Consider the following 13,348-nt stretch of genomic DNA (forward strand, 5'->3'; position numbering starts at 1 on the left):
GTATAATGCTTGTTATTTAATAGAATATTTTGCATAATATTGCAACCTCTTTTTTTGTATGTAGTTATTTATGTAGCTATTAGGGAATTTATAGCTAAATTATTCTAAAAATATGGTTAATTCTACTCTTTAACGAATATGCCCCATAAACTCTTCTCTTGTTTTAATATCACTTTTAAAAAGTCCTCTAATAGCACTTGTTATCATTATGCTATTTTGTTTTTCCACTCCACGCATTATCATACACATATGCTGTGCTTCTGCTACTACCATAACTCCTTTGGGCTGTAACACTTCCATTAAAGTATCTGCAATTTGGGTTGTCATCTTTTCTTGGATTTGCAAGCGTCTGGAATAGACTTCCACTAATCGTGCTAATTTTGAGATTCCTACTACTTTTGAATCTGGAATATAACCGATGGAGATTTTGCCAAAAAAAGGTAATAAATGATGCTCACATACTGAATAAAACTCTATTGCTTTTAAAATCACCATTTCATTACAGGCTCCATCACTAAAAACTGCATCCAAAATCTCTCTAGGATTGCTTTTATACCCACTATATAAATGCTTCCAACTTTCAATAACTCGATTAGGGGTATCTAATAATCCCTCTCGCTCCCTGTCTTCTCCAATATAATCAAAAAACTTTTTAATACTTTCTTCCATATCTTACCTTTATCGATTCATTAAAGCCCTAATGCGATTTTCAATACTAGGGTGTGTGCTAAATATCTCTTTAATGCCAAAAATATAAAGTGCTGCTCTAGTTGGGTTCTGATCGCTTGTGCTAAAATCTGATTGTGCGTAATGATTGCTAATCTTTTGCAAAGCTTTAATCATAGGCTTACTATCACCCATTAAATAAGCCGCACCTGAATCTGCCATATATTCTCTACTCCTGCTTAAAAACATCTGCAAAACCAAAGTAAAAAGGGGTAGAATAAATTGCAAGGCTATCAATAATCCTCTAGCAAGATTCGCCCCTCTTTGTCTTGAACCCCCCAAAAACATATAAACACCATAATTCACCACTAAAAGCATAATATTGCTTAAAACCCCTACCATTAGAGTAAGCCGAATATCTCCGTGGCGGATATGGCTTAACTCGTGTGCCATTACTGCCTTTAATTCCTCTCTTTGTAGATTCTTCACAAGTGTTGTGGTGAGAGCTATTAAAGAATTATCCTCTCTCCAACCACTGGCAAAAGCATTCATAAATGGGGCTTCCATTAAATAGAGTTTGGGTCTATAATCCAATCCTGCTTCTTTAACTAACTCCTCTAAGATTGTGCTTAATTCTCGCTCTTGAATGCTTAACTCATAACCATATTTAATCTCTTTGTATTCATTCCCACTTAGCAAAATCCCTTTAAAGTTACTAATAACTAATAAAACGATTCCACTAGCTACTAACAAAAGACAAAAGGTAACTACTGGAAATTGCTGAAAAGTTATTAGGGCATAGAAGCCAACACTAAGTGAGAGGGCATTAATACGAATAATATCTACAAGTAGCCCGATAAAAACAAAAATAGCGATATATATGGCGATAACACATTGGGTTTTCAAACGATTTTCTGCGATTATTCTTGCAAACACACTTGCTCCTACTCTATTTGCATAACTTCATTATGTGCAATTTCTCGTAAAAGATTGGTCGCATAAGCACCCTTTGGTAAATAAAAGCTAAATTCACCTTGTGCTTCTTCTTCTTTGTAAAAAAACTCTAAATCTTCTACAAAAATCCACGCATATCTTCTTTGCCCGATACTTTTTATTCTAGTATCTACGAAATTTTTTTCAAAAAAACCTGCTAAGTTTTGCGTTACTTGCATTTTTTTGCCCCCTAATAACCCCATAACAGAAATACTTTTGTTTAAAAAACGATGAGAGTCCTCATAAAGGCTCTCATTGCTTATCATAAAATTTCTACCAAAAGGATAATGGCACATCATATCTCCGCTAAAAAGCTTAAAAAAGTGGGGTTGGTTTTTTATACCTTTGCAATATTGCTTATCACTAAAACATTCAGGAATATCTTGAGTGTGGAGATAGGTGGTTAATACTTCTTTAAAGTTTTCATCAAGTTTGAGTAAATGGGATATATCAATCCTCAAAGAAAGCCATTGATTAAAAAGGAGGCTTTGGTAAGCCCCTATCAAAAAATCTCTTAGTTTTTTGTTGCGTAGTTTTTTCTCCCCTTTAATAATAGATTCTCCTAATAAATAATTATCTAAATTTTTACCAAAACGTTGGTAGCCAAAATAATTAGGAATTCCATAGGATTTTATTTGGGAGATAATTTGAAAAATTTTTACACTATTGAGTGGATTTAGTTTTTTTACGCGGATAAAAAATCTATTGCCTTTAAGGTGTCCGATTTTGATTTTATTTTGGTGTTTGGTTGTTTCTAAAATTTTGATACGTTCGTGAAAAAAAGACTCTAACTTCTTTTCATAAAGGCTTGGTAGGCTAATGTGCTGAATAGCTAAGGAATCCTTATCTTTAAGCCCGGCATAGCCTATCTCATTTTCTTTAACACCTAAATAAGAAGAAAAAGCTTTTAACATTTCAAAAGTTGTAATATTTTTTTTACGCAACTTAATGATTAAATGCGAACCGCTACCGCTAAAAGTATAAAGGGGAATCTCTTCTACAACGAAATCTCTTGGGGTTTGCTTAAAATAAAAATCAATAGGAGAGTGGGTATAGGCATAAGAAAAAGAAAAATTCATTTTCTTACTTAACTTTGACTAAAGATTAATGACAGCCACATCCTCCGCCACCACAACATCCTCCACCGCCGTGATTATGAGCGTACAATCCTTGACTTAACTCTTGTTCTGTCGCTTCTCTAACATCTAATAAAGTTACTGCAAAACTCAAAGTTTTGCCCGCTAAAGGGTGGTTATAATCCACAATAACTATATCATCATTAAAGTCTTTAACAATCACTTGAACGGTTTGCCCATTATCTCCTTGCCCAAAGAGAGTCATTCCAGCTTGTAAATCAATCCCTACAAATTGTTCTCTTGGAACTTCTTGCACATAATCTGAAATGTATTCACCATAAGCATCATTAGGGGCGATAACTATTTCTTGCTTATCACCAACAGACATTTTAGCAACTGCATTTTCTAGCCCCTTAATAACTGCACCGCTACCCATAATAAATTCTAAAGGTTTCCCCCCTATATTAGAATCTAAAATATTTTCTGTGCCATCTTCTTTTACTTGGTATTCAATGCTTACAACTTGGTTATTATTAATCATAAATTTCTCCTATAAATTTAATAGAATCTTTTTAGATTCTTCTGCTTCTTTGGTTTCTGGATAAAGCTCTATTAATGTATCTAAAAAACGTTTTGCATTGTCTTTTTCTTTAATTTCAATAAAAGATTTTGCACTATTTAGCATTAAATTTGGTATATAATCTGCTTTATCATAACGCGTTGCACTCACTTTATAATAGTAAATAGCGTCTTGATAACGCTTTTGAGTAAATGCAATCTCTCCTAATAAATAATTACCCCTTGCGGGTTTATAATGCCCTTTAACTGCAAATTGCAAATATTCATTCGCTAATTCATAATCCTTAGCGTTTAAATACTCTTCAGCTTCTTTAAATACTAATGCAAGTTCTTTATTTTTGAGTTCCTCTAAAGCTTTTGCCTTTTGAGTATCTTGTGTTTCTTTATTTTCCTCTTTAGGGGTTTCTTGCTCATTCTTTGCTACTAATTCATTTTCTGCTTTACGTTCTTTATCGGTATTTACATTCTCACCATTATCATCTTGCTTACTATTATTATTATCTTGTTTATCTTCTAAAATCGGTTGTTTTTTTAAATCTTTTTTAGAATCAAGATTTGCGATATTTTCATTTTGTTTATCCTCTTGAATTACCTGTTTTTCTGCTTTTTGTATAGGATTAGAGTCTTTTTGATTATTCTTTGTAGCTAATAATTGTTTTTGTTTAGCCGTTTGTTGTGGGATTAAATCATATATTTCATCTTTTAAACTTTGAATCTCTTCTTTAAGTTGTGTGTTATTTTTTGCCAATATTTCACTTAATGCAGTAATACTTTTTTTAAGATTTTCTATATTTTCATTTTGTAAAGCGAAATTTGAATCAACATGATTGCGTATATTTGCCATAGCCGCATTATTTTCACTTTGCATCGTATGGATTTTATTAGTAACTTCTTGTATCCTCTGTATCTGTCCTTCAAAAACACTTTTTAAGCCTTCTTGTGATTCATCAAGGGTGTCTATCTTCGTAGAAAGATTAAAAAGTTTTTCATTCATCAATTTCGCTTCATTCTTTGCATCAAGAGAGCCGCCAGAGTTAAAGGCTGATGGCTCTTGTGAAAAAGCTATAGTAAAAATCATACCTATAAAAAAAATTTTTCGCAATTCATCTAACCTTATGGCAGTATTTTAAAGGTTACTTTTCTATTTTCAGCCCAACATTCTCTAGTCTTTGAAGTGCAAGTTGGCTTACTCTCTCCATAACTTACAAGGATAGTTTTATTTTGATCAACACCCTTTGCTACAAGAGATTCTCTAACAGCTACCGCTCTTTTTAAACCTAAAGCATAGTTATACTCATCAGTTCCCCACTCATCGGTATTACCTTCAATTCTTACTGATAATGTCCCAATTGCAGGAGATAGTAAAACATTTGCATTATTATCTACCACTCTTTGCATATCTGGGCGAATAGTAAATTGGTCAAAGTTAAAGAAAACATTCTGTAAATTACTATCTACATACTTTATCCTCTCTTCTAAATTCGCAAAATTATCTTTACCCGCTACATAACCCTTTCCATTATTTGCACTTTGTCCATAAGAATTACTTGATGAACTTGATTGCACACTCCCTTTTTGACTACAACCAGCTATTAACAAAACAGCTACTAATGAACTTAAAACTAAAAGTCGTTTCATTATCTTTCTCCGTGATATTTTTGATTTAATTTAAAGATTATAACACATTATTTAACAAAATGCTATAAAACTTCTTTTACCAATCCATAGATTGAATCACACTATCTCGCAAAGGAAATAATAAGGTTTTATTGTAATTTAAACGTATAATTCCTAAGGCACTTTGATTGGCTTCGTGTTTAATATACATAATAGTCTCTCCATCTCGTGAAAATCGTGGTAATTGATTTACCCCATTAGATGTTAAACGTCTAATAAAATCACTTTTAGTAGAAACTAAATAAAGATTAAAGGTATTAGGATTAAAAGCTTCATTGCTTTCACGACTTGAATAAACAATATAATCCCCAAAAGCATTAGCAGCATTATTATTTCTGCCGTGAAAAACCATTTGCTCTATTTTCCCCGATTCTTCTCCTAAAATTGGCATAGCAAATACATTAGGATACCCTAATCTATCAGAAATAAACATAATCTTGCTTTCTTCTTCAATAAAATTTGCACTTACATCAATACCTTTATAATTTGACAATTTCTTTAATTGTGCCGATGGAATATCGTATAAAAAAATATCTGCTTGCTCATTAGGAGCCATTGTTAAAAGTATTTTTTGAGAGTCTTTACTCACATCAGAAGCTACCAACATACCCTCACTTGTTAAAATCTTAGTATTCTCTCCAGTTTTTAAATCATATTTAAAAAGTGTAGGTCTATCCAAATACTTCGTATAATAAAAAGCATTTTGTTCCTCATTAGCCCATTTTGGAAACACATTTAAGCCTCCAGCAATAACTTTAGTTTTATGCGTCAACGTATAATCTGCTAATAAAATCTCACTCTCTCCGGGTTTTGTATAACGAGCTAATACCACCATTCTCTCTAACCAGCTTACATCTGGGGCTTGCGTATATTCGTTAATATCCACTGCTATTTTATGTGCTAAAAAAGGATAAGCATCAAATTTTGTAGTGCTATATTCTTTATTAAAGGCTGGATTTTCAGAATTAATATCATAAAGCTGTAAATTAACTTTTAATCCCCCATTTTTGAATGTCTCCGTATAAATCTTTGCGATTAAATCAATTTTTTTAGAACGGTATTCATCAAAATTAACGACTATTCCACTTGAAACAATTTGCTTCTCTTCTTCAACGCTAAAATGCCCAGTAACCTTTAAATCAGCAACAAGCATTTTAAAAATTTTTAAACCATATTCTTTTTGATAATAATCTGTTCCTACAATTTGCACTAGAATATTAGGAAGTCTTCCAAATTTTTTTACCACCTCTAAAGTTGCATCAACATTAGCATATACTAATTGGCTGCAAAAAATAAGAAAAATATATAGTATTCTCATATTTTATACCTCTGTTTTAAAAGTTACAATAATATTTGTTTGATTTCCACCTTCATATCTTGGAAATTCTTGTATCAGCATTATATCTAAAAACTCTCTCAAAGCTGTATCAAATTCCAAATCTCCAGAAAGCCTCATAATCGAATAAGAAAATTTTCCTAAACTATTAATACTAATTTGCACCTCTGCTTCATATTGATTCCTATTCCATATAGGATTCCAATTTTTATATAAAATTTCTTGAACTTTTGCATAAAACTCATCATATTCGCCTTTGGGAGGAGTAAAAGTCATTGTCCTTTTCACTTCTAAGCCTGCTATTATTTTTTCTAATTCACTATTAAGAGTATCTTCTTTTTGAACACTCTCACGAGCTTGCTTTCTCTTAGCAATTTTATCGTCTTGACTTTGGGGTTTCAACACTTCTTTTTTAAGAGGTTGCTTAATTTCTACTTGTTGGAATAAATCATTAATTCCCAATCCAACATTAGGAGTTTTAGAAGCACTTTCATCTTTTATAGGGATTTCTTCAACTTTAGGTTCAACTTTTTTAGCACTAACTTTTGCTTGTATTTTAGGTTTTTGTTCTTCAAAAAAATCTATATGGAATGCTGTCTCTTTAAAAGTTGTATATTCTTTTATGGGTTTGTTAATATTATTAAAATGTGCAATAAAAAAAAGAATAAGGCAAACATAACCAATAATAGCTATGCCACCACTTATAAATAATAAAGGAAACTTATCCATCAGTTACTAACGAAACTCTGCTAAAACCACTTTGTTTAGCTATTTTTAAAATATAAATAACATCATCATATTTTAAATTTTTGTCCGCTCTAATATACACCTGCGTATTTTTATCATAAGCATTAGCAAATACATTAAAGCCATCAGGAAAACTATCAAAAGTAAAAATATCACTATTAAGATAAATATTTCTTTTTAAATCAATACGAATTTCAATCTTTGAATCTTCTGCAACTCTTGAAACCTTAGAACCTTGAGGTAATACAATTTCTTCTTGATAGGTAATCACAGGTGCAGTTACCATTAAGATCGCCAAAAGCACAAGCATAATATCTACTAAAGGGGTAATATTAAGCTCTGGATTCTCTTCCCAATTAAAATTTTTCAAAATAACTCCAAAGTTTTTATTCTTTTGATGCGATTAAAACATTAATTTGTAATTGCAAATAAGTATTAAGCTCAAAGACTTTTCTTTTTAAGAAAAGATGAAAAGAATAAGCAGGAATAGCTGTCAAAATACCTGCTGCAGTAGCTACCAATGCTTTTGAAATAATAGGAGCAATCACATCTAAAGTTGTTTTAGAACCAACCCCTAACTTTGAAAAAGCTTCTAAAATCTCAATAACCGTCCCAAATAAACCAATAAAAGGGGCAGTAGAAGCAACAATAGCTAAAAATGTTAAACCCAAAGTGGCATCTTTCATAGCTTTATCAAGAGAATATTGTAAAATAGTTGCTGTTATTTTCTTATCAATATTATTTAAATTAGAATAAAGTAAAGAGCTTCTAGATAACGCATTTTTACCATTTAATAAACCCTCTAAACACTGCTGCTCATTTGCAAGAGTCAAATGTAAAGAAATATAACGATAGAAAAATATCCAAATTACCAATATTAAATAAATAGAAAGCCAAGCAAGCACCACTATAGTTACAACACCATAGTTTTGCAAAAATGAAAATATCATAATGCACTCTTAGCATTGTTTTCGATATGTGAAAAAACCATTGAAAGGGCTAGTTGATTGTCCGTAGATTCTTCAAGAAGCTTTTTAGCATCAGAAATAGCTTTAGCCATTTCACTTTCATTGCCTCCATTAATATCTACTGCACCATCTACAAGCACATCAACACTTCGTTCATCAACCCTTACATAGCCCCAATTAATAGCAACCATCTCTTTTTTATCATCCAATCTTTGCACTTCTACAACACCTGCCCTTAATGTTGTAACTATGCCAACATGTCCTGGAAGAACACCAAATTCTCCCTCACTTCCTGGAAGAGTAACAGATTTTACATTATTAGAAAAAATCTTTCCCTCTGGAGTAACAATATCTAATTTTAAGGTTTCCATTTAAAGGCTCCTTTAGAAATTTACCTTCATTTTTTCTGCTTTTTCAAGAACCTCATTAATATTTCCTACCATATAAAAAGCATTTTCTGGAATATTATCGTATTTACCCTCTAAAATCCCCCTAAAACCCTCTAGGGTTTCTTGTAAAGTTACATATTTACCAGGACTGCCAGTAAAAACTTCTGCGACGAAAAATGGTTGTGAAAGAAATTTTTCTATTTTTCTTGCTCTTTCAACAACTTTTTTATCCTCCTCTGAAAGCTCATCCATACCCAAAATAGCAATAATATCTTGCAAGTCTTTATATTTTTGTAAAACTTGTTGCACACTTGTTGCTACCCTATAATGCTCTTCACCTACTACTTGAGGATCTAAGATCCTTGAAGTCGAATCAAGGGGATCCACAGCTGGATAAATACCCTTTTCAGCAATCTTTCTATTTAAAACCGTAGTAGCATCAAGATGAGCAAAAACAGAAGCAGGTGCTGGGTCTGTTAAATCATCTGCTGGAACATAAACCGCCTGCACAGAAGTAATAGAACCTTTTTTAGTAGAAGTGATTCTCTCTTGTAATTTTCCCATCTCACTTGCCAAGGTAGGCTGATAACCAACTGCTGATGGAATCCTTCCTAGCAATGCAGACATTTCAGCACCAGATTGAGCATATCTAAAGATATTATCAATAAACATCAAAACATCCAAGCCTTTCTCATCTCGAAAATATTCAGCCATTGTCAAACCAGTAAATGCTATTCTATTTCTTGCTCCTGGTGGCTCATTCATCTGTCCATAACATAAAGCAACTTTATCTAACACTCCAGACTCTTTCATTTCGTGATACAAATCATTCCCTTCACGCGTTCTCTCACCAACACCAGCAAACACTGAATAACCGCTATGCTTAAAGGCAACATTATGGATAAGCTCCATAATAACAACGGTTTTACCAACACCTGCACCACCAAATAAACCAACTTTACCACCTTTTGAATAAGGAGCTAGTAAATCCACTACTTTAATCCCCGTTTCAAACATTTCTGTTTTTGTGCTTTGGTTTTCAAAACTTGGGGCACTCCTATGAATAGACCACTTTTCAGGATCTTTTAAGTCCTCTCCACCATCAATAACATCTCCAATTACATTAAAGATTCTACCTAAAACTTGCTCTCCAACAGGAACAGAAATAGGGTTTCCCTTAGCAATCACTCTCTCGCCTCTTGTCAAACCCTCTGTCATATCCATAGCAATTGCACGAATTCTATTATCTCCTATATGTGCTGCTACCTCTAAAACCAATTTATGGCTTTGACCATCTATATCAAAATTAATCTCTAGTGCTTCATTAATTGCTGGAAGATAAGATTCAAAATCTACATCTACAACAGGTCCCATAACTTGAATTATTTTTCCTAACATATTTTCTGACATTTATTACACTCCTTATTTCATCGATTCAACGCCGGTATTAATTTCCACCAACTCTGTTGTAATTGCTTCTTGTCTTGCTTTATTATAAGCAATCGTTAAACTTTTTGCCAATTCACCTGCATTACTAGTTGCCGCATCCATTGCTTGCATTCTCGCACTATGTTCAGCAGCTAAGGAATCCACTAACGCAAAATACATACTAAATTCGACATATTTATTGGCTAATTGATTTAATATTTCATTTTCTTGCTCATTGGGTTCAACCTCTAAAATTGAACTACATACTTCAGGTAATTCAATAGTTTTAATAGGCAATAATTGTGAAACTTTCATTTCTTGAGAAATCATATTTTTAAATCCATTATGCACTAAAATTATTTTTGAAGTAACACCATTTAAATAATCCTCAACAGCCTTATTGATAAAATCAGCCGCTTGTGAATAATCTGGAGAGGTACTTAAACCCACTACACTATCTAGCACTTCAATTTCATTAAATCTATAATATTCAACAGCTTTTTTACCAATCACACGTAAGCGGACTTTCATATCTTTAAGTTTATGCTCTGTTATAAGTCGATTCACTTCTTTAATAGTATTAATATTAAATCCTCCACACAACCCTTTATCTGCAGTAACAAGAACAATATCTACAAGATTTAAATTACTATTTTCAAGAAAAAAATAAGGATTATCAACCGCATTATTCCCATTAGATACTCTAGCTTTAATTTCTGCAAGGACTTCTACAATTTTATTAGCATATGTTTTCGAACGTCTAGCCATCTCATCAGCTTTTTTAAGCTTAGAAGTAGATACAAGCTTCATAGCACGTGTAGTTTTCTGTGTATTAAGAACGCTTGAAATCTGTTTTCTAATATCTTTTAGATTATTTCCCATATAGGCTCCTATGCTATTGCCATTATGCTGTAAAACTAGCTTTAAATTCTTCTAAAGCTTTACAAAGTGTTTCTTCAATGTCTTTATCAAGCATTTTTTTAGAACGTATATCTTCAAAAATTTGTGGATATTTGGCTTCTAGAAATGGATATAAATCCGCTTCAAATTTTGTAATGTTTGAAACAGCAACATCATCCATATAACCTCTAGCACCTGCAAAAATAACAACAACTTGACGCTCAATAGGTAATGGTGAATAAGGAGGCTGCTTTAATACTTCAACCATTCTTTGCCCTCTATCAAGCTGTTTGCGACTTGATTCATCAAGGTCTGAAGCAAATTGTGCAAAAGCCTGAAGTTCTCTAAATTGAGCTAAATCTAATCTCAAAGTCCCAGAAACTTGTTTTGTAGCCTTAATTTGTGCTGCACCTCCAACACGTGAAACTGATAAACCAACATTAATAGCAGGACGTATCCCAGAGTTAAAAAGGTCTGTTTCAAGGAAAATCTGACCATCTGTGATAGAAATAACATTCGTTGGGATATAAGCAGCAACATCTCCTGCTTGTGTTTCAATAATAGGTAAAGCTGTCAATGATCCAGCACCCAATTCGTCATTAAGTTTTGCAGCACGTTCTAATAATCTAGAATGAAGATAAAAAACATCTCCTGGAAATGCTTCTCGACCAGGAGGGCGTCTAAGAATTAAAGACATTTCACGATAAGCTACAGCGTGCTTACTTAGATCATCATAAACAATTAAAGCATGCCTACTATTATCCCTAAAATATTCACCCATAGTTACACCTGCATAAGGAGCCAAATATTGCATAGCAGCAGAATCAGAAGCAGGGGCATTAACAATAATAGTATATTCCATAGCACCATGCTCTTCTAATTTTCTTACAACTTGTGCTACGGTGGATTCCTTTTGTCCAATTGCAACATAAATACAAACGACATCTTGACCTTTTTGATTAATAATGGTATCAATAGCGACAGTTGTTTTCCCTGTTTGCCTATCACCAATTATTAATTCTCTTTGTCCTCTACCAATAGGAACGAGTGCGTCAATAGCCTTTAAACCTGTTTGTAAAGGTTCATGCACTGATTTTCTAGCCATAATACCAGGGGCTTTTTCTTCCATAAAACGATATTCTTTAACTTCAATAGCACCTTTTCCATCTATAGGATCACCTAAAGCATTTAAAACACGTCCCATCAATCCATCGCCAACAGGAACACGCAAAAGCTTATTAAGTCTTTTAACCGAAGTGCCTTCTTTAATTTCTTTACCAGCTCCTAAAACAACAACACCTACACTTCCTTCCTCTAAACTTGAAGCTAAACCTTTATCACCTGTATCAAACTCAACCATTTCATAAGACATTGCATTCTTAAGTCCATAAACTTTAGCAACTCCATCTGCATAAGCGACTACTTTACCTACTTCTGCAATATCTAAATTTAATTCAAAATTATCTATTCTTTCTTTAATAATTGAACTAATCTCATCGGCTTGTAACTTTGCTACCACTACTACTCCTTAATAATAAAATTAAAATGCTCTTAATATATGATTTTTCAAATCATTAATAAACTTATCTTGAGAAAAAGAAATTTCAATTCCTAAATCTTCAACAACCAATTTAATACCATTTTCTTGAACAATTTTTTGTTCTAGAAGTAAATTAACTCCGAGTTTCTTACTAAACTTACTTTCAAAATCTTTTACTTTAACTTCACCATAATCTTCATTGACTATAAGAAAAGCAACATATTCTTTTTTTAAAGAAGAAACATAAGAAGATACCTCCTTATACAGCTCTGGAAACAAATCTAACCGATTATGTTCTGCTAAAATTTTAATAAAATTTATCATCTTACTATCGATTTTATTTTCTAAAATATCTTGAATAATAAAATCAACTTTTTTTTCTATAGCAATGTAAGGAGATTCCATAATTTCCTGAAACTTAACAATATCATAGACATTACTAAGTCTTGCAAATATATTCATGGCCACATTTAATTCTTCCTGTGTTGCAACCCTAGAAAATGCTTTAACATAACGTTTTGCAATTAACTCTTTCATCTTATATTGCCTTTTTTAGTAAAGATTGAGTCAATACTTCTTTGTTTAAAGAAATAGAATCTTGATGAAGCACTTCATCTAAAATTTCATTAATAACTGATTTTTCAATTTTTCTCCGTTCAAAAGCCATACTTTCATTGAATTGCTTTACTAAATTTTCAAGTTCTATTCTTGCATTTTCTTCGATTTTTTGAGTAATCACATAGGTTTCCTTATGAGCGGTTTCTACAATCTCACTTGCAATCCTTTTTGCTTCTTCTAAATCCTTAAGGGCTTGTTGCTTTTCTTTTTTAGATGCTTGAAGTTTTTCTTGAATTCTTGCTAAAGAACCTGCTATCTCTTCTCTTCTATTTACAAAAATTGCTTTAATTTTATCTGCAGCAAAATAATAAATTAAAGCAAAAAAGATTACAAAATTAATAGTTCTCTCGATAATATCTACCTCTCCACTCCCATTAGCTGCTAAAAGTATATAAGGAGCAACGACCAATAAAACAATGATTCTTTTCACC

The 13,348-nt window shown here is 32.3% G+C and carries 16 protein-coding genes; all 16 read right to left on the bottom strand.

Annotated elements, in window-relative coordinates; translation table 11 throughout:
• Positions 1-129: 129 nt before the first annotated feature.
• Positions 130-669 carry a GTP cyclohydrolase I FolE gene (folE, locus tag LS72_RS08085; protein ID WP_034554622.1) on the bottom strand — a complete coding sequence of 180 codons (540 nt, stop codon included), beginning with the start codon at positions 667-669 and terminating at the stop codon, positions 130-132.
• Between the two features lie 9 nt (positions 670-678).
• Entirely contained in the window at positions 679-1,602 is a 924-nt protein-coding gene (htpX, locus tag LS72_RS08090; protein ID WP_034554621.1) for a zinc metalloprotease HtpX, read from the bottom strand.
• Positions 1,603-1,610: 8 nt separating this feature from the next.
• Positions 1,611-2,738 carry a tRNA pseudouridine(13) synthase TruD gene (gene truD / locus LS72_RS08095; protein WP_034554620.1) on the bottom strand — a complete coding sequence of 376 codons (1,128 nt, stop codon included), beginning with the start codon at positions 2,736-2,738 and terminating at the stop codon, positions 1,611-1,613.
• A gap of 25 nt (positions 2,739-2,763) precedes the next feature.
• The gene (locus LS72_RS08100; protein WP_034554619.1) at positions 2,764-3,276 is read right to left on the bottom strand and encodes an FKBP-type peptidyl-prolyl cis-trans isomerase; all 513 of its coding nucleotides are present in this window, start codon (positions 3,274-3,276) and stop codon (positions 2,764-2,766) included.
• A gap of 9 nt (positions 3,277-3,285) precedes the next feature.
• Positions 3,286-4,416, bottom strand: a complete 1,131-nt coding sequence (locus LS72_RS08105; protein ID WP_052087340.1) for a tetratricopeptide repeat protein — start codon at positions 4,414-4,416, stop codon at positions 3,286-3,288.
• A gap of 11 nt (positions 4,417-4,427) precedes the next feature.
• Positions 4,428-4,952 carry an OmpA family protein gene (locus LS72_RS08110; RefSeq protein WP_034554618.1) on the bottom strand — a complete coding sequence of 175 codons (525 nt, stop codon included), beginning with the start codon at positions 4,950-4,952 and terminating at the stop codon, positions 4,428-4,430.
• Positions 4,953-5,028: 76 nt separating this feature from the next.
• Entirely contained in the window at positions 5,029-6,309 is a 1,281-nt protein-coding gene (gene tolB, locus LS72_RS08115; protein ID WP_034554617.1) for a Tol-Pal system protein TolB, read from the bottom strand.
• A 3-nt stretch (positions 6,310-6,312) separates the two neighbouring features.
• The gene (locus tag LS72_RS08120) at positions 6,313-7,056 is read right to left on the bottom strand and encodes a TonB C-terminal domain-containing protein (RefSeq protein WP_034554616.1); all 744 of its coding nucleotides are present in this window, start codon (positions 7,054-7,056) and stop codon (positions 6,313-6,315) included.
• On the bottom strand, positions 7,049-7,447 hold the full coding sequence (locus tag LS72_RS08125; protein WP_138155255.1) for a biopolymer transporter ExbD: 399 nt from the start codon (positions 7,445-7,447) through the stop codon (positions 7,049-7,051). Before LS72_RS08125 ends, LS72_RS08120 begins: the two co-directional genes overlap by 8 nt.
• Positions 7,448-7,460: 13 nt before the next feature.
• Positions 7,461-8,024, bottom strand: a complete 564-nt coding sequence (locus LS72_RS08130; RefSeq protein ID WP_138155256.1) for a MotA/TolQ/ExbB proton channel family protein — start codon at positions 8,022-8,024, stop codon at positions 7,461-7,463.
• Positions 8,021-8,413 (bottom strand): ATP synthase F1 subunit epsilon, encoded by a 393-nt coding sequence (gene atpC / locus LS72_RS08135; RefSeq protein WP_034553816.1) that lies wholly within the window; start codon positions 8,411-8,413, stop codon positions 8,021-8,023. Before atpC ends, LS72_RS08130 begins: the two co-directional genes overlap by 4 nt.
• Before the next feature lie 12 nt (positions 8,414-8,425).
• Positions 8,426-9,829 (bottom strand): F0F1 ATP synthase subunit beta, encoded by a 1,404-nt coding sequence (gene atpD / locus LS72_RS08140; protein ID WP_034553853.1) that lies wholly within the window; start codon positions 9,827-9,829, stop codon positions 8,426-8,428.
• Positions 9,830-9,853: 24 nt separating this feature from the next.
• Positions 9,854-10,741 carry an ATP synthase F1 subunit gamma gene (gene atpG, locus LS72_RS08145; RefSeq protein WP_034553817.1) on the bottom strand — a complete coding sequence of 296 codons (888 nt, stop codon included), beginning with the start codon at positions 10,739-10,741 and terminating at the stop codon, positions 9,854-9,856.
• Positions 10,742-10,763: 22 nt separating this feature from the next.
• Positions 10,764-12,278, bottom strand: coding sequence for a F0F1 ATP synthase subunit alpha (atpA, locus tag LS72_RS08150; protein ID WP_034553819.1), 1,515 nt, complete (start codon positions 12,276-12,278; stop codon positions 10,764-10,766).
• 21 nt (positions 12,279-12,299) lie between these two features.
• On the bottom strand, positions 12,300-12,836 hold the full coding sequence (locus LS72_RS08155; protein ID WP_034553820.1) for a F0F1 ATP synthase subunit delta: 537 nt from the start codon (positions 12,834-12,836) through the stop codon (positions 12,300-12,302).
• Position 12,837: 1 nt separating this feature from the next.
• On the bottom strand, positions 12,838-13,347 hold the full coding sequence (locus LS72_RS08160; protein ID WP_034553822.1) for a F0F1 ATP synthase subunit B: 510 nt from the start codon (positions 13,345-13,347) through the stop codon (positions 12,838-12,840).
• Between the last annotated feature and the right edge of the window lies 1 nt (position 13,348).

This window comes from Helicobacter apodemus, assembly GCF_000765745.2.
In the GTDB taxonomy this organism is placed as follows: Bacteria; Campylobacterota; Campylobacteria; order Campylobacterales; family Helicobacteraceae; genus Helicobacter_D; species Helicobacter_D apodemus.